The following is a 17594-nucleotide window of genomic DNA, read 5'->3' on the forward strand; positions in this document are numbered from 1 at the left end:
GTCAGGACTTTCCAAGATAGCGGTCGAGAACATTTTTGGTGACGCGCTCGACCATCGCGTCCTGCCTTAGCAGGCCGGCGACCCATTCGCAGCTTCCGGCGTGGAATACCTCGCCCTTGCCGCGCGGGAAATTGACGATCATGCCGTTGCTGTGTTTGACCTTGTCGAGATTGGCGTCACTCGCGTCGCCGAACAGCGTCTCGGCGGAAAAGCGGCCGTCGGCATCGCCGAGAAACTGGTCCTCGAACGCAATGTCGGTGCTCTCCTCGACCTGGCTGGCCATGCCGACGGCGAGAATTTGCAGCCCATCGGGTGCGCCGCTGTCGGGCGTGGGGTAGGGCAGGCCGCCGCGGATTTCGTGATCGAGCCCGTCGACCTCATAGCCATAGACATGGCTGTCGGCGCCGAGCAGGTCGCCATAGTAGATGCCTGTGCCGGCGAACGCCCAGTGCTCCGGCCGGTAGATCGGAAAGCCGCGCACGCCGCGCGGCGCGCAACCGCCCCAGCCGGCATAGAGGCCCCTCGTCGCATTGAGCCCGAAGGTCGCGGCACCCGGCCGGCCAATCTCAGGTGCTTCCCAGGAATTGGTGGCGCGGGTCACGTCGCCGCTCCGATAGGCCGGATCCTCGGCGCGGGCGCGGTATTTGTAGCAGACCTGCCGGCGGCCCTCGTCCTCCAGCCGCGTCTGCCACATGAAATTGCCGGCGAAGCGCGCCGCATGGCCGCCGCGCTCGACGTAGGCGTCGACCGCGTCGCGCATCTCCCAGGTCCAGTATTCGTCATGTCCGACGAAGACGACGCAGTCATAGCCGTCGAGGATTTCGGGCGAGAAATGCAGTTCGTGCTGGCTGGCAAGGTCGGCGGCATAGCCGGCGCGCTCGGCAAATCGAAAGAAGTGGCTGTCATAGCTTGCCCAGCCGGACGAGGCATATTTCTTCGAATGGCCGGTGGCGAAGGCCCATTCCATATGCGGATAGCGCGGCACGGTTTTGGGCGGCACGGCGACCTCGAGCGGCACACGTGGCGCCTCCTTCGGCAGAACGACAAAGCCGCGGCACCATGGCCGCTGCGTCGACACCATTGAGGCATACTGGTCGCGGTTCGGACCGGTGATGCCTTCGTAATGATTGGAGCCGCCCCACGTGTTGTAGGCAAGCCAGGTGCCGGTGGCTGCAACCTGCAGCACACGACCGCGTTTCTTGCCGGGCTGCGGGCCGACGATGAAAAGATGGTGGCAGCGGATCGGCTTGCCGTCGCGGCCGTCCGCCGTCAGCGTGACGCGGTAGGCTCCGGACGGCCAGTCGTCGCCGACGCGGAATTCAAACGACGCATCCCAGCCGCAGCCCACGACCGAACATTGGTCGGGTGTATCCTGCCAGCGCGCCGCGATCCCAGCCTTGTCGAACATTTTAGTTTCGGTGCCGCCGTCGCGGACGATCGACATGCTGCAGCTGGACGCCGTCGAGCTGACATGCAGCACCACCATCTCGCTCCGGCGGTATGAAAAACGATCACTGTAGCACCAGATCTCGCCGTGTTCGCCATCCATCCCCGGCCACTCGTAATAGTGGCCGCGCACGGCTTGCCGGCGCTGGTGGGGCGTCAGTCCGAAATCGGGGAATTCGGTAGGAAGCTTGGTCATGAACGCCTGTGAAGGGTCGAACGCGTCATTTCGACCATCTGGCGGCCAACCGTCAATTGGAAACGATCGGGCCAGCGATAGCTCACAGCCGGCCTTGGCCTTGCCTGCCAAACAGATTATCTCACAAAGGGCGGCCTTTTCCGCCACAGGAGCCGACATGCTGAGAGTGCAAAAGGTCAGGGTGGACGACATCTACGTGCCGACCGCGCGCAAGAAGACACTGCATCCCGAAACCGTCCGGCATCTGGCCGAGGACATTCTGGAAAACGGCATGAAGACCCCGATCCAGGTGCGCCATGACGGCAAGCGCCATATCCTGGTCGAAGGCCTGCACCGGCTGGAAGCGGCGAAGTGGCTCGGCGAGACCGACATCGACGCCTATCTGGTGCAAGCCAAGCGCCACTAAGCTCTCATTCGGCGTTCGCCGGAGTCGGCCTGGCGAAGTTTTTCGCGAGACCCGTGTCGGGCTGCGCGTTGCCCGCTCGTCCTTGAGACGGAAACCGGCATTCAAGCCAACTCTTTTGCAAGCAGTGAGGAGACCATCATGACCACCAAGCTCGATATCGCCCCCAGCTCGGACCGTGAACTGGTTCTTGCCCGCATCATCGATGCGCCGCGCGAGAACGTTTACCGCTGCTGGACCGAGCCGAAGCTCGTGACGCAATGGTTCGCGCCAAAGCCGTGGACGACGCCGCGCGCCGAAATGGATGTGCGCACCGGCGGCTCCAGCCTAGTTGTCATGGCGGGTCCCGACGGCAATGAATTCCCGAATCCCGGCATCTTCCTCGAAGTCGTGCCGGGCAAGAAGATCGTTCTCACCGACGCCTATACGAAGGCGTGGGAGCCGTCCGAAAAACCGTTCATGACGGTCGTGCTGACCTTCGAGGATGAGGGCGAGGGCAAGACCCGCTACATCGCCCGGGTTGCGCATTGGTCCGTCACTGACCGCGAAGAGCACGAGAAGATGGGCTTTCACGAGGGTTGGGGCCAGTGCGCCGACCAGCTCGAAGAACTGGCCAAACGGCTTTGATATCAGCGGACGCAAGGAGACCGACATGTCCAGATCGATGTTTTTCGCCATTTTCGCCTCGGCCGCAGCGCTCTTCGCCGCGCCGGCCCCACCATGGCCGAGGAGGCAAAGCCCGCCATGACCGCTGAAACGAGAGCAATGCCGCACCCGGCGAAATCCGGCCTGCTGCCGATCAACGGCCTGAACTACTATTACGCCGTCTACGGCAAGGGTGAGCCGCTGCTTCTGCTGCATGGTGGTCTCGGCACGACCGATATGTTCGCGCCGATCCTGCCGAAGCTTGCCGAAAACCGCGCCGTCATCGGCGTCGACCTGCATGGCCACGGCCGCACCGCGCTCGGCGACCGGCCATTGAGCTTGGAAGCGATGGGCGACGACATGGCGGCGATCGTCAAGGCGCTCGGCTATGAGCAGGTCGATGTCATGGGTTATTCGCTGGGCGGCGGCGTCGCCTTCCGCATGGCCGTCCAGCATCCCGAGGCAGTGCGCCGGCTGGTCCTGGTCTCGACCGGCTATGCCGCCGACGGTTTCTATCCCGAGATGCGCGGCCAGCAGGCGCAGGTTGGCGCGGCGATGGCCGACATGATGAAGGAGACGCCGATGTACAAATCCTACGTGGCGGTCGCGCCGCATCCGCAGGATTTCCCGAAGCTGCTCGATCAGCTCGGCGCCTATATGCGCAAGGACTACGATTATTCCACCGACGTCCCGAAGCTGAAGATGCCCGTCATGCTGGCTTTCGGCGACAGCGACATGTACCGGCCAGAGCACGAGATCAAGTTCTATCAGATGCTCGGCGGCGGACTGAAGGACGCCGGCTGGATGCGCGAGAACCTGTCACAGAACCGCCTGGCCATCCTGCCGAACCGCACCCACTACGACGTGTTCTTCGCGCCGGAACTGGTGGCCGCCGCGCTGCCCTTCCTCAATGGCGAGACCAAGGTCAAGACCTGGGACGAGATCGTCAGCGAAACGAACTGATCGCCTGACAATCGCTTGCCTGCTGTCTCCCGCGAGATGGCCGGCGACGCTCGTTGCGCGTTACGCCTGACCAGAACAGCAGAGCGGCTGCTGAAACCGCACCACGAGTCTCGTCGGTCGCATCACGCCAAGAGATGGCGCCATCAAAGCTTTTCAATTGACGCTGCTATGCCGGCAGCTACCTTGCCGTCAATCCTAGGAAAGAGGGGCTCAGGCAATGGCGAAATATCAAGGCGGCTGCCTGTGCGGGGCCGTGCGCTACCGCACTGATGCGGCGCCGATCAACGAGCGCGTCTGCCATTGCCGGCTTTGCCAGAAGGCGCTGGGCGCGGCCTTCAACGCCCGCGTGCTGTTCCGCATCGACGACGTGACGACAGAAGGACCGGTGGCATTGGTGAATTCCTCGCCCGATCTCAAGCGCGGCTTTTGCCCGGGCTGCGGCACGACGCTGTTTTCCCGCCGCGATTCCGCCGGCATCATCGGCGTCACGTCAGGCTCGCTCGACGATCCCTCGATATTCAAGCCGCAGATGCATATGTGGACCGCCTCGAAGCAGCCCTGGGTGCAGCTCGACGACGGCCTGCCGCAATATGAAGGCGCCCCGCCGCCCGCTTAACCTTCTCCCCTTGTGGGAGAAGGTGGATTGGCGCGCAGCGCCAAGACGGTTGAGGGGTGCTGGCCGGAGCGCTGTCGGTGCCAAGCTGGAACACCCCTCATCCGACCTCGCTTCGCGAGGCCACCTTCTCCCACAAGGAGACCTTTGCACAGAAGCCGAACGGTGATTCTGTGGTGAAGGTTGGAGCAGGGAGATTCGGGATGGCGGATCGTGTTTTGGGTCAGTTGAGTCTGGCGGACGGTCTGGCGGCGTCGGATGAGACGATTTTCGACCTAGTATCGAAGGAACTGGACTGGGCGCCGATCCGAACATTGCTGGGTCAGCGCAGCGGTCCTGGCTCGGGCAACACCAGCTATCCGGCGGAACCGCTGGTGCGCTGTCTTTTGCTGGGCATGTGGCATGGGCTGAGCGATCCGGCGCTTGAGGCGCAGATCCGGGACCGATTGTCGTTCCGCCGCTTTGCCGGTTTCAGCCTTTCGGACCGCACGCCCGACCATTCGACACTGTGGCGCTTCCGCGAGGAGCTGACGCGTGAGCGACTGATCGACAAGGTCTTTGAGGAGATCAACCGTCAGCTGGAGGAGAAGGGCCTGATCGTCAAGCGCGGCACCTTGGTCGATGCCACGTTCCTGCAGGCTCGTGGCCGTCCGCCCAAGCAGCCGAAAAAGGGCCACCAAGGTCCGGTCAAGCCGTCGGCCGACAAGGATGCGCGTTGGGGCAAGAAGGGCAAGAAGAGCACCTTCGGCTACAAGATGCACATCGGCGTCGACCAGGAGCACACCTTGATCCGGCGTGTCGAGGCGAGCGACGCCTCGGTCACCGACACCGAGCCGGCCGACCAGTTGATCTGCGGCGACGAGAAGGCGGCCTATGGCGATCAAGCCTATTACACCCACGCCCGCCATGCCCGGCTCGCCGCCGCCAACATTAAGGACCGGCTGATGCGGCGGCCCAACAAGCATCACCCCGAGTTGCCGCCGCGCCACAAGCTGCGCAACCGGCTGATCGCCAAGGTGCGGGCGGCAGTGGAGCGGCCTTTCGCCGTGTTCAAGGAGCGTTACGGCATGCGACGCCTGCGCTTCTTCAACCTCGCCACCAACCGCACGCAGTGCATACTGGCCGCCTGCGCTTACAATCTGCGCACCATGATTGGCGTCCTCTATCCACCCGATGAGAGGCGGACATGAGGGAGGAGTGCGTCCACAATCCGGCAGGATGGCTGCCTAAACCGACAAAGGCCCCGCAAGGGCCGCGGAAAACCGCTCTGCCGGCCTTCAAAAAGGCCCTCACTGACCACCGAAATCCACTTCGCTCCCCGTGCAAAGCCCTCACAAGGGGAGAAGGCAAGGGTGCGTGCCCAATTTTTTTCATCCGGGACACGAGATAGCCGGCAAAGCGTCATTGGCGAGCCATCATTGCCACCTATCTATTGGTTGCGGGTCGGCGGTCGAGGAGGCGATGGATGAACGACAGAATCAACACCCTGGATGAGCTTTTGAGCGATCCGATGATCAAGCTCGTGATGGAACGCGATCGCGTGCAGCCAGCGGCGCTTCGCACGCTGCTTGAAGAAAAGGTTCGTCGGGCGGAGGATGATGCGCCGGTCAACCCCGATCGCTTTGTGCCGCCGGCTCACATGGTGGCCGAGACCTGCCACAAGCTATGGCTGTGCAGCTAGGCAACAGTGCCTGACAGGGTCAGCGGTCTTTCGCGCTGTCCCGCGGACGCTTCGATGAAGAAGCCCCTAACAATTTGATTCAAACTTTGTTGGTAATTTCTCGTTAGTAATCTGGACTGGTTTGTCCGGCGGCGCTGTCTTGCCATCGGTCTGTTGTGTTTTGCGTACAGGTCCAGATGCGGTTATCAGGCGTCGTTATCTTCTCGATCGCAGCGCTGTGCCTTGCCGGCTGCACGTCGACGTCCAGCGTCGACGCGCTGCAAGTGCCGTCCAGCGAGACGACCAGCTCGGTTGTGAGGCCGCCCGCGCCGGTCGCGTCGGTCGGTGCCGCCGATGCCGCACCCGCCTTCGCTCAGGAAGAGGCGATGGACCAAGCCGTGGCGCTGGCTCCTCCAGAGCCTGTGGAAAGCATTGAACCACCCGCCGAGCCAATTGCCCTGGTGGCGCCGAAGCGGCTGGCGCGGGCAGCACCGATCCTCGCCGAGCCGGTCCAGCGCTATCGTTTTCGTGACGCCAAGCCGATCAATTTCGGCAGGGCCTCGCCCAGGCACCTCGCCGTTCACGGCGTCGACGTTTCACGCTGGCAGGGCAACGTGAACTGGGACAAGCTGCGCGCGCAGGGCGCGAACTTCGCCTACATCAAGGCGACCGACGGCGGCGATCATCTCGACCCGATGTTCAGGAAGAACTGGCGCAATGCCGACGCTGCCGGCCTCAAGCGCGGCGCCTATCACTTCTTCTATTGGTGCCGCACGGCAGGCGAGCAGGCCGACTGGTTCATCCGCAACGTGCCGAGGGTCGAGGGCGCCTTGCCGCCGGTGATCGATGTCGAGTGGAACGGCGAATCCAGCTGCAAGCGGCGGCCGTCGCGGCAAAAGGTGCTGGAGAAGATGCAGGTGTTCATGGACAAGCTGGAACGCCACTACGGCCAGCGGCCCATCATCTACACCGCACCCGATTTCTACCGCGACAATCTGCGTGGCGCTTTCCCCGACTATCCGTTCTGGCTGCGCGCGGTCGCACAGCACCCGTCAAAGGTCTATCCCGGCCGCAAATGGGTGTTCTGGCAGTATTCCGGCTCCGGCCTGTCGCACGGCGTGAGGGGCCGCATCGACCTCAACGTCTTCCACGGTGACGAGAGAGCCTGGCGGAACTGGGTTGGCGGGCGGCAGATGGTGGCCGAGGCGGAGTAGGCAGTCGCAGAGACCGCATTTGCAGGCCAGCCCGACGTGAGTATCGACGGACCCTGACCGCCTGTCGCGGAATTGTCATGGATCCGTCATCGCATTGAAATGTCGCTCCTCCAAAGCAGGTGGCTTCCATCCGAACAGGAGACGCCACCCGTGCCCCGCCATTCCGCGCTTTTCGTCCTGACGGCAGCGCTTGCTGCCTCCGTTTCGCTGCCGGCCCATGCCGACATGATGTTCAACCGGGTCGCGAGCTTCGCAGTCGCCGGAAACCTCCCGGCGGACGTCGAGAAGGCCACGCCGACTTCGTCCGAGATCATCGCGGCCTCCGAAGACGGCATGACGCTGGTCTATTCCGACAGCCCGCTCGGTGCGGTCGGTTTCATCGACATCACTGACCCCAAGGCGCCCAAGGCCGGCGGCATCGTCAAGATCGACGGCGAGCCGACCTCGGTTGTGGTGATCGGCGGCAAGGTGCTGGCCGGCATCAACACGTCGGAGAGCAAAGCCAAGCCTTCGGGCAACCTTACGGTCATCGACCTTGCCTCCAAGGCGATCGAAAGCACCTGCGACCTCGGCGGCCAGCCGGACTCGCTGGCGCTGAACAAGGACGGCAAGTTCCTCGCCATCGCCATCGAGAACGAGCGCGACGAGGAGGTGAACGACGGACAAATACCGCAGATGCCGGCGGGCGACCTCAAGATTTTCACGCTTGCCGAAGGCCAGCCTGATTGCGCGACGATGAAGACCGTGAACCTGGCGGGCATCGCCGGAGTCGCGGCGGAAGATCCGGAGCCGGAATTCGTCGCCTTCAACGAGGCTGGCGAGATAGCGGTCACGCTGCAGGAAAACAACCACATCGCCATCGTCAACGCCGAAACCGGCGCGATCGTCACGCATTTCTCCGCAGGCTCGGTCACGCTGGACAAGATCGACACCAAGAAGAACGGCGCCTTGTCCTTCGATGGCAAAATGGAAAACGTCGCGCGCGAACCCGATGCCGTGAAATGGCTCGACAATGACCGTCTCGTCGTCGCCAACGAAGGCGACTACAAGGGCGGCTCGCGCGGCTTCACAATCTTCAGCAAGAAGGGCGAGGTTCTCCACGAATCCGGCCCGTCCTTCGAGTATGAGGTTGCCAATGCCGGTCATTATCCCGACGCCCGGAACAAGAAGGGCATCGAGCCGGAAGGTCTCGAGACCGGCACCTTCGGCGAAGACAGGCTGATTTTCGTCGCTTCGGAGCGTGGCTCTGTTGTCGGCGTCTACAAGGACACCGGTGCTGAGCCTCAGTTTGCCCAGATCCTGCCCTCCGGTATCGCTCCAGAAGGCCTGGTCGCGATCCCATCGCGCAATCTGCTGGTCACCGCCAACGAGGCCGACCTGGTCGAGGACGGGCTCGCCCGCTCGCACGTCATGATCTACGAGCGCTCCGAGGGTCCCGCCACTTACCCGATGATCACGGCAAAGCTCACGGCAGACGGCACGCCGCTCGGCTGGGGTGCGCTTTCGGCGCTCGCGGCCGGCGATGCCGCCGGCAAGCTGTTCGCGGCCTCGGACTCGTTCTACGCCAACGCGCCCTCGATCTTCGAGATCGACGCCACGCAGACCCCGGCGCTGATCACCGGCAAGACCATCGTCACGCGTGGCGGCCATCCTGCGCAGAAGCTCGACATCGAAGGTATTGTCGCCGACGGTGAAGGCGGCTTCTGGCTGGCCAATGAAGGCGATCCGGCAAAGCTCGTCCCGCACGCCATCCTGCGCGTCAACGACAAGGGCGAGATCAAGCAGGAAATCGGCTTCCCGATGGAATTGCTCGCCCACCAGACCCGCTTCGGTCTCGAAGGCATCACGACCATCGGCGAAGGCGACGAGCTGACGCTGGTGATGGCAGTGCAGCGCGAATGGACCGACGATCCTAAGGGCCAGGTCAAGCTTTTGGCCTACAAGCCGAAGGCCAAGGAATGGTCGGCGGTGCGCTATCCGCTCGAAGCGACCGAAGCTGGCTGGATGGGCCTGTCGGAGATCGCCGCGCATGAAGGCAAGCTCTACATCCTCGAACGCGACAACCAGATCGGCGACCTAGCCAAGGTGAAGCGCGTCTATTCGGTGGCGCTCGACGCCTTCAAACCGGCCGAGCTCGGTGGCGAACTGCCGTTGATAGAAAAGACGCTGGTGCGCGACATCATCGGCGACCTGAAATCAGCCACCAACGGCTATGTCGTCGACAAGGTCGAAGGTTTCACCATCGACAAGAACGGCGACATCTTCGTCGCCACCGACAATGACGGCGTCGATGATTCCTCCGGCGAAACGCTGTTTTTACGCTTGGGCAATATCAGCGCCGTGAACTGAGGGGCAGCTCTTTCCTTCTCCCCCTGTGGGAGAAGGTGTCGCCGAAGGGGACGGATGAGGGGTGTTCCAGCTTGGCACCGACGGCACTCCGTCCAACACCCCTCATCCGTCTCGGCGCTACGCGCCGATCCACCTTCTCCCACAAGGGGAGAAGGGAGAGCGTTGGCATTCCGCGCTTCGGCCAATCTTAAATGTCAGCGATTTGCGTGACGATGGTGCTGGACGGAGCGCCAAGGCTGGGTAATCTTCGCCCCATGCCGCATCAGTCCGTCGCTCCGATCAAACGTCGTTTCGCCCGCTCGATGCGCCGCGAGCCAACGGAGGCGGAGGACCGCCTGTGGCACGAGCTGCGCGGGCGCAGGCTCGATCGCATCAAATTCCGGCGTCAGGTTCCTGTCGGCAAATTCATCGCCGATTTCATTTGCGCCGAGGCCAGGCTGATCATCGAGATCGACGGCAGCCAGCATGCGGATTCGAACTATGACCGGGAGCGAGCAGCCGAATTGAAGGTGAGGGGCTTTCGTGTGCTGCGTTTCTGGAACGACGACGTGCTGCGGGATTTGAACGCCGTCTGCGACACCATCATGGCTTATGTCCGCGATGAGAGTTTGCAGCCGTGGCGGTAGCGCGGTCTTGCCTTCCTGTGGGAGAAGGTGGATCGGCGCGCAGCGCCAAGACGGAAGAGGGGTGTTGGAAGAAACTCGGCGCTGATGCCAAGCTGGAGCACCCCTCATCCGACCGAGCTTCGCTCGGCCACCTTCTCCCACAAGGGGAGAAGGAAGAGATGCGCCTGATCACGACGCTAAACGGATTTCGGCCCGATCTTGCGACCGGGCCGATCATGTTGCGTTTTAGCGCTGCATCTTTCCTCAGCTACACCCGCTCGTAGCCCCACAAGTGTCGCACTTCTCGCACGTCCCGTTCCGCACCATGGTGAAATTCTGGCATTCGGAGCAGGAATTGCCGGTGTAGCCCTGGAGCAGCGATTTGGCGCGGCGGTCGGCGGCTAGCTTCTTCGCCTCGGCTGCTTCGTTCGCTGCGGCGTCGGTGAATAGTGCCGCCGTGGCGTCTGAAGCCTCGGCAGCAGCGCCCGCTGCCTCCTCGAAGGCGATGTCCTCGATCAGCTCCTTTGCCCGCTCCTCGTAGTCGCGCTTGTAGGCGGTGGCTTCGTCGCTGGCCGGCTTCAGCGCCAGCACGTTGGAGCCGGAGAACGCCGTCGGCGCGGAGCGGCCGGACGAGCCCGAACCGGCAAAGCCCTTCGGATCGTTGCCGCTCACCCTCGACACCAGTTTCACCGGCGAGGCACCGCGGGTCAGGCCCTTGGAAACGGCGTCGGTCTTGCCTTCGCTGATGCCGCGGCCAAGTGCGGTGTTGGAGAAGTCCGACTGGTCGACATGGGCGAGGTCGTTGCGGCCGAGATAGGAGATGGCGAGCTCGCGGAACACGTAGTCGAGGATCGACGTCGCGCTCTTGATGGCGTCGTTGCCCTGCACCATGCCGGCCGGCTCGAACTTGGTGAAGGTGAAGGCGTGGACATATTCGTCGAGCGGCACGCCATATTGCAGGCCGAGCGAGATGGCGATGGCGAAATTGTTGAGAAGGCCGCGCAGGGTCGCGCCCTCCTTGTTCATGTCGATGAAGATCTCGCCGAGACGGCCATCGTCATATTCGCCGGTGCGCAGGAAGATGGTGTTGCCGCCGATCTTGGCCTTCTGCGTGTAGCCCTTGCGGCGAGACGGCAGCTTCTCCTGCTCGCGCGAGACGCGCTCGATGATGCGCTCGACGATCCGCTCGGTGATCTGTGCCGCGCGTGCCGCCGCCGGTGCCGCGATCAGCTGCTCGACGGCATCGTCCTCGTCGTCTTCGACGTCGGCAAGCAGCGAGGCATTGAGCGGCTGGGAGAGCTTCGAGCCGTCGCGATAGAGCGCATTGGCCTTCAGCGCCAGCTTCCACGACAGCATGTAAGCGCCCTTGGCGTCTTCCACCGTCGCGTCGTTCGGCATGTTGATGGTCTTGGAAATGGCGCCGGAGATGAAGGGCTGGGCCGCCGCCATCATCTGGATGTGGCTGTTGATCGACAGCGAGCGCTTGCCGATCTTGCCGCATGGGCTGGCGCAGTCGAACACGGGCAAATGTTCTGCCTTCAGGAACGGCGCGCCTTCCAGCGTCATCGCACCGCAGACATGGATGTTGGCGGCCTCGATGTCCTTCTTCGAGAAGCCAAGCGCCGGCAGCATCTCGAACGAGAAATCGTTGAGCTGCTCGTCGATGAAGCCAAACGTCTCCTTCACCCAGTCCGCACCCAGCGTCCACTGGTTGAAGACGAACTTGATGTCGAAGGCCGATTTCAACGCTGCGTTAAGTGCTGCGATCTTGTCGTCGGTAAAACCCTTTGCCTTGAGCGAGCCGGGGTTGACGGCAGGCGCCTGGTTGAGATTGCCGTGGCCGACCGCATAGGCTTCGATCTCGGCGATCTGGCTTTCCGAATAGCCAAGCGTGCGCAACGCTTCAGGGACGGCACGGTTGATGATCTTGAAATAGCCGCCGCCGGCCAGCTTCTTGAACTTCACCAGCGCGAAGTCGGGCTCGATGCCGGTGGTGTCGCAATCCATGACCAGGCCGATCGTGCCGGTCGGCGCGATCACGGTCGCTTGCGCATTGCGGTAGCCATGCTCTTCGCCGAGCTCGATGGCGCGGTCCCAGGCAGCCTTGGCATGGGCGGCAAGCTCCGGCTGCTTCAGGTCGGAGGCGACCAGCGGCACCGGGTTGACGGCGAGCTTCTCGTAGCCGTCTTTGTCGCCATAGGCAGCACGGCGATGATTGCGCATGACGCGCAGCATGTTCTGCGCATTACGGTCATAGTCGGGGAAGGCGCCGAGCTCTGCGGCCATTTCGGCCGAGGTGGCATAGGCCGTGCCGGTCATGATTGCCGTGAGTGCTGCGCAGATGGCGCGGCCCTCGTCGGAATCATAGGGAATGCCCGAGGTCATCAGCAGGCCGCCGATATTGGCGTAGCCGAGGCCGAGCGTGCGGTATTCGTAGGAGAGCTTGGCGATCTCCTTCGACGGGAACTGCGCCATCATCACCGAGATTTCCAGCACCATGGTCCACAGCCGAACCGTGTGCTCGTAGGCTGATATGTCGATGGTGCCGTCGGCGTTGCGGTAGGGCAGCAGGTTGATCGAGGCCAGGTTGCAGGCGGTGTCGTCGAGGAACATGTATTCCGAGCACGGGTTGGACGCCCGGATCGCACCGGCCGAGGCGCAGGTGTGCCAGTCATTCATCGTCGTGTTGAAGTGGAGGCCCGGATCGGCCGATGCCCAGGCGGCATAGCCGATCTTTTCCCACAGATCCCTGGCCTTCAGCGTCTTCAGCACCTTGCCGTCCTTGCGTGCGGTGAGGTGCCAGTCGGCGTCCTCTTCGACGGCGCGCAGGAAATCGTCCTTCAGCGAGACCGAATTGTTGGAGTTCTGGCCCGAAACGGTGAGGTAGGCATCCGAATCCCAGTCGGTGTCGTAGGTCTTGAACGACATCGAGGTGTAGCCCTGCTTGGCGAACTGGATGACGCGGTAGATGTAGTTCTCCGGCACGCCGTCCTTCTTGGCCAGCTTGATCTCGCGCTTCAGCGCTGTGTTGATCGCAGGATCGAAGCAATCGTCGTCCTGGCCTTCGCAGTTGATGCAGGCCTTCATGATCGCTTCGAGGTGCTTCTTCACGATCTTGGAGCCGGTGACCAGCGAGGCGACCTTCTGCTCCTCATTGACCTTCCAGTCGATGAACTCCTCGATATCGGGATGGTCGGCATCGACGATGACCATCTTTGCGGCGCGGCGCGTCGTGCCGCCCGACTTGATGGCGCCCGCGGCGCGATCGCCGATCTTGAGGAAGCTCATCAGGCCGGACGAACGGCCGCCGCCGGACAGCTTTTCGCCTTCGCCGCGCAGGAACGAGAAGTTGGAGCCGGTGCCGGAGCCGTATTTGAACAGGCGCGCTTCACGCACCCACAGGTCCATGATGCCGCCTTCGTTGACGAGATCGTCCTGCACGCCCTGGATGAAGCAGGCATGCGGCTGCGGATGCTCGTAGGAAGACTTCGACTTGGTCAGCTTGCCGGTGAACGGGTCGACATAGAAATGACCCTGGCTCGGACCGTCGATGCCGTAGGCCCAGTGCAGGCCGGTGTTGAACCATTGCGGCGAGTTCGGCGCGACGCGCTGGGTGGCCAGCATATAGGCGAGCTCGTCGCGGAAGGCGCGCGCGTCCTCCTCCGATTTGAAGTAGCCGCCCTTCCAGCCCCAATAGGTCCAGGTGCCGGCGAGGCGGTCGAAGACCTGGCGGGCGTCGATCTCGGAGCCGTAGCGCTCGGCTTCGGGCAGCTTTGCCAGTTCGGCCTCGTCGGCGACGGAGCGCCACAGGAAGGAGGGGACGTCATTCTCCTCGACCTTCTTCAGCCGCGCGGGCACGCCGGCCTTGCGGAAATATTTCTGCGCCAGGATGTCGGCGGCAACCTGGCTGAACTGCGCCGGCACATCGATATTGTCCAAGCGGAACACCACCGAGCCATCCGGATTCTTGATCTCCGAAAGCGCCTTGCGGAATTCGATCTCCGCATAAGCCGACTGCCCCTGCTTGGTGAAACGACGCTCGATGCGCATTGGTCCTATCCTTTGTGTCTACATATAGCGCTTTTCCCAGGGGATTTCTGCCCCTTTCTGAAACGCGCATGTCCGCCGTCTGCCGGCGTTCGAAAAACGGCCGGCTCCTTTTCACAGCCTCCGCCCGCCCTGCTGGTCGAACTCCTTGCGAAGTAGCCGTCCAACGCGCCGACGAACCCTGCGGATCCCTCAAGACTGAAACTTTTTTGCGACTCCCTCAATCGAGGGAGCTTCACACTATCTAGCGTCGAACCTACCTGCAAACACTAAATATAGTGTTAACAGACAATTTATTCCAGTCCGACATTTTTCCCTTTCGCCCCCAAAGACCCCACAATCGCAACGCTTCCGCCAGCCTCGTAACCAGGCGGAAATGCGGCCAAAACGCACATAATCCGGGAAAAAGACCGGGCTCAGAACTTTCCGGTCGCGCTCTCAACAGGAGCGCATGGCCTATAAAAGGCGACTCGTTTTGCGCCGTCAAGGATTCGTTTGCGTAGCTTTTATGACCCCAACATCTTGTGTGTCACACATGTGGATAACGGGGATAGAAAGTGACGCGGAGGGTTTCGATTTTTACCCGCGCGATGCGCGGCCGGCGCGCCTACGTCTTGCTCAGGAGAATTGGTGCGGGTCGGCACAGAAATAGGCGATGATCTGGCAAAGGTCCGGCTCGTTGACCATGCGCACCGCCTCGGCGGGGCTGACCCATTTGCGGGTGCGCGAGCGCTTTTCCTTCCACCGGTCGGCGATCTTGTCGACCTGCAGCGGAAACACCAAAACTTCGCAAGGCACTTCCTCGCCTGAAGCCAATGCCTTGGCATAGAAGTAGCGGCCGGCTTCGTGGTGGGAGATCGTGCCGCGCAGTCCGGCTTCCTCGCCGGCCTCGCGTGCCGCCGCTTCGCAAAGCAGTTCCTTCGCCTCAGGCCAGCCCTTGGGAAGCACCCAGCGGCCGGTATCGCGGCTGGTGATCAGCATGATCTCGATGCCATGCTTGGTATCGCGCCAGGGCAGTGCTGCAACCTGCAGGCGGCACGGCGCTGTGCCGAAGAGCCGCTGGACCCTTTCGGCCAAATGGTTGTGCGTTGCTGGCGTCGTCAACATCGGAGAAGCTTGCCCCAGCCTCCAGAATCATCTGCCGTCTCGTGAATCTTACGGCTAATCATGGGCAATAAAAGTAAAAAACCTCATACGCACTGGTTAACCACGCCAAGAGGCGTCGATTCAGGAAATATCGTGCGCCGCGGCATGCTTTCAAGAAGTGGTCGCCGGCAAGAAGTGCTCGCTTGGCTGTTCCAGGAGAAAAGGCCGCGAATCAGCCGACGTGGTCGTCGGCGATCGGCTTCTGGTAGGTGAAGCCCATGTCCCACGGAAAATAGATCCAGGTGTCCTGGCTGACCTCGGTGACGAAGGTGTCGACCAGCGGCCTGCCTTTCGGCTTGGCATAGACGGTGGCGAAATGCGCCTTGGGCATCATGGCGCGCACGATGCCTGCGGTCTTGCCGGTGTCTGTGAGGTCGTCGATGATCAGCACGCCGGCGCCGTCATCGGCGAGCAGCGCCGGCGTGACCTCCTTCAGCACCTGCAGCTGCCCCTGGCTGGCGTAGTCGTGATAGGAGGCGACGCAAACCGTCTCGATGACCCGGATGCCGAGTTCACGCGAGATGATGGCGGCCGGAACCAGGCCGCCGCGTGTGATGCAGACGATCGCCTTCCATTGGCCTTTGTTGGCGCCGGCAAGCCGCCAGGCGAGCGCACGCGCATCGCGGTGGAACTGATCCCACGAGACTGGAAAGGCCTTTTCGGGAAGGGACATTTTTTGCGCACTCCGCAGCGCGCGAAAAACGCGCGCAGACACTTGAGGGAATGCGCGCGGAATTAACTGGAAAGCCTAGGTGTTGGCAAGTGGCGCAACCTCCAGTCCGATCGGCGCAGCCACTTCCGGCGTCAGCACAGAAGTCGCGGCCGCGATCGCCCGCTTCACATCTTGCTCGCTGGTGCGCCAGTTAACCACGCTGACGCGCATGGCGCGGTGATTGCGCCAGGTCGTGCCGGAGAAGAAGGCTTCGCCAGTGGCATTGATTTTTTGAATCGTTTCGTCGGTAAAAGCATCATTTTCCGCAGGTGAAGCGCCAGGCCGAGCGAACCTGAGCAGGCCTTGATTGAGCGTTGGCCTCGCAAGGATCTCGGCGCCCGGTAGTTCGCCGATCCCCTCGACGATGTTGGCGCAATACGCGCAGCAGCGATCAACCAAAGCTTCCATGCCGCTGCGGCCGAGTTGCTTGAGGGCAGCATAGACGGGAACGCCACGCGCGCGGCGAGAGTATTCCGGGTTCCAGTCTGCCTGGTCCCGCGCAATTGTGGTTGGCGCGACATAGGATGCGCTCGATGTCATGGCAGTGCGATGTGCTTCCCGGTCCGCGACGATGGCGATACCGCAATCGAAAGGAACGTTCAGCCATTTGTGGCCGTCGGTCGCCCAGCTATCCGCCAGTTCCACGCCGTCCAGCAGGTGGCGGTACGTTCGGCTGGCGCGTGCGAACAGGCCGAAGGCACCGTCGATGTGAACCCAGGCGCCGGCTGAATGCGCCATCGATATCAACTCCCTGAACGCGTCACAGGCGCCGATGTTCAAGTCGGCAGCATTCAGCACCAGCATGGTCGGTGTGGAACTGTCGGAAAGCGCGCCGTCGAGAACCGCAGGAGAGACGCGTCCATCCCCGTCCGTTTTCAACTGATCAATAGCCTTGCGGCCGATCCCCAGAAAGCGCACCGCGCGGTCTACGGTGACGTGTCGCTGGTCGCTCGTCAGCACCCTGATCCCGGGCGCGCCAACCAGCCCGTCCTCTTCCACGTTCCAGCCGACGCGCCTCAGCAGCGCCGCGCGTGCAGCCGCTAGGCTGGTCATATGCGCCATTTGGCAACCGCTGGTGAACGCAAAAGAGGCGTCTCGCGGCAGGTCGAGCAACTCCTTGATCCATTCGCCGGCTGTTTCCTCGATCACGGCGGAGGCCGGACTGGAGGCATAGACGGTCGCGTTCTGATCCCAGGTGGTTACCAGCCAGTCGGCCGCCAGTGCGGATTCCAGGCCGCCGCCAATCACCCAGGCAAAGAAGCGTCCGCCTGCGCTGCCATGCATCCCGGGGCCGGCATCCCTGGCAAGTGCTTGAACCACTTCCTCTGCACTGCTGCCTTCGTATGGCAGTGGGCCGGCAAAAGACCGTTTGAGATCCATAAGACTGGCCGTTGCAGCCACCGAACGTTCATCCAATCCGTCGATCCAGGCTCGTGCTGCACGGTAGGCAAGATCTAGCGCCGTGTTCATTGAGTGGGTTCCTCAAGCGGTGTATTTGCCCATGCCCAGACGCAGCTAGCCGGTCACCATGCCGGCTGTGCAATTGGTTTTACTCAGTTTGGCCAAGGCTGATTGCTCCGACAAACGAAAAGGAC

13 protein-coding genes and 1 pseudogene are annotated in these 17594 nt (G+C 62.5%); 9 read left to right on the plus strand and 5 right to left on the minus strand.

What is annotated here, in order from left to right; all coding sequences use genetic code 11:
- Position 1 precedes the first annotated feature (1 nt).
- Positions 2 to 1642: a N,N-dimethylformamidase beta subunit family domain-containing protein gene (locus tag RPG13_RS18995; RefSeq protein WP_128242058.1), complete on the minus strand. Its 1641-nt coding sequence runs from the start codon at positions 1640 to 1642 to the stop codon at positions 2 to 4.
- A 157-nt stretch (positions 1643 to 1799) separates the two neighbouring features.
- Here RPG13_RS18995 and RPG13_RS19000 point away from each other — a divergent pair, with 157 nt between their 5' ends.
- The 9 genes and pseudogenes from RPG13_RS19000 (at position 1800) to RPG13_RS19040 (ending at position 10115) form a co-directional block, all read left to right on the plus strand.
- Positions 1800 to 2048 carry a ParB N-terminal domain-containing protein gene (locus RPG13_RS19000; RefSeq protein WP_095489540.1) on the plus strand — a complete coding sequence of 83 codons (249 nt, stop codon included), beginning with the start codon at positions 1800 to 1802 and terminating at the stop codon, positions 2046 to 2048.
- A gap of 138 nt (positions 2049 to 2186) precedes the next feature.
- A complete protein-coding gene (locus tag RPG13_RS19005; protein ID WP_126106788.1) occupies positions 2187 to 2672 on the plus strand; it encodes an SRPBCC family protein in 486 nt (161 codons plus the stop codon).
- Positions 2673 to 2697: 25 nt separating this feature from the next.
- A pseudogene (locus tag RPG13_RS19010) lies at positions 2698 to 3653 on the plus strand (alpha/beta fold hydrolase).
- A 217-nt stretch (positions 3654 to 3870) separates the two neighbouring features.
- On the plus strand, positions 3871 to 4269 hold the full coding sequence (locus RPG13_RS19015; RefSeq protein WP_126106786.1) for a GFA family protein: 399 nt from the start codon (positions 3871 to 3873) through the stop codon (positions 4267 to 4269).
- A gap of 200 nt (positions 4270 to 4469) precedes the next feature.
- On the plus strand, positions 4470 to 5456 hold the full coding sequence (locus tag RPG13_RS19020) for an IS5 family transposase (RefSeq protein ID WP_126103272.1): 987 nt from the start codon (positions 4470 to 4472) through the stop codon (positions 5454 to 5456).
- A 275-nt stretch (positions 5457 to 5731) separates the two neighbouring features.
- Positions 5732 to 5947 carry a hypothetical protein gene (locus tag RPG13_RS19025; RefSeq protein WP_127206675.1) on the plus strand — a complete coding sequence of 72 codons (216 nt, stop codon included), beginning with the start codon at positions 5732 to 5734 and terminating at the stop codon, positions 5945 to 5947.
- Between the two features lie 176 nt (positions 5948 to 6123).
- Positions 6124 to 7140, plus strand: a complete 1017-nt coding sequence (locus RPG13_RS19030; protein WP_292222167.1) for a glycoside hydrolase family 25 protein — start codon at positions 6124 to 6126, stop codon at positions 7138 to 7140.
- A 150-nt stretch (positions 7141 to 7290) separates the two neighbouring features.
- Positions 7291 to 9489 (plus strand): esterase-like activity of phytase family protein, encoded by a 2199-nt coding sequence (locus RPG13_RS19035; protein ID WP_337125741.1) that lies wholly within the window; start codon positions 7291 to 7293, stop codon positions 9487 to 9489.
- Between the two features lie 191 nt (positions 9490 to 9680).
- Positions 9681 to 10115 carry an endonuclease domain-containing protein gene (locus RPG13_RS19040; RefSeq protein WP_337125742.1) on the plus strand — a complete coding sequence of 145 codons (435 nt, stop codon included), beginning with the start codon at positions 9681 to 9683 and terminating at the stop codon, positions 10113 to 10115.
- Positions 10116 to 10358: 243 nt separating this feature from the next.
- Here the strand turns inward: RPG13_RS19040 and RPG13_RS19045 are convergent, their stop codons facing one another.
- The 4 genes from RPG13_RS19045 to RPG13_RS19060 all read right to left on the minus strand — a co-directional run bounded on the left by RPG13_RS19045 (position 10359) and on the right by RPG13_RS19060 (position 17469).
- Positions 10359 to 14144, minus strand: a complete 3786-nt coding sequence (locus tag RPG13_RS19045) for a vitamin B12-dependent ribonucleotide reductase (RefSeq protein ID WP_292715921.1) — start codon at positions 14142 to 14144, stop codon at positions 10359 to 10361.
- A gap of 615 nt (positions 14145 to 14759) precedes the next feature.
- Positions 14760 to 15248: an NUDIX hydrolase gene (locus RPG13_RS19050; RefSeq protein ID WP_337125743.1), complete on the minus strand. Its 489-nt coding sequence runs from the start codon at positions 15246 to 15248 to the stop codon at positions 14760 to 14762.
- A gap of 211 nt (positions 15249 to 15459) precedes the next feature.
- The gene (gene gpt, locus RPG13_RS19055) at positions 15460 to 15960 is read right to left on the minus strand and encodes a xanthine phosphoribosyltransferase (RefSeq protein ID WP_029353723.1); all 501 of its coding nucleotides are present in this window, start codon (positions 15958 to 15960) and stop codon (positions 15460 to 15462) included.
- A gap of 75 nt (positions 15961 to 16035) precedes the next feature.
- Entirely contained in the window at positions 16036 to 17469 is a 1434-nt protein-coding gene (locus tag RPG13_RS19060) for a pyridoxal phosphate-dependent decarboxylase family protein (protein WP_128285008.1), read from the minus strand.
- Positions 17470 to 17594 lie beyond the last annotated feature (125 nt).

Origin of the sequence: Mesorhizobium sp. ISC15 (assembly GCF_037162615.1) — a bacterium.
Classification (GTDB): domain Bacteria; phylum Pseudomonadota; class Alphaproteobacteria; order Rhizobiales; family Rhizobiaceae; genus Mesorhizobium; species Mesorhizobium mediterraneum.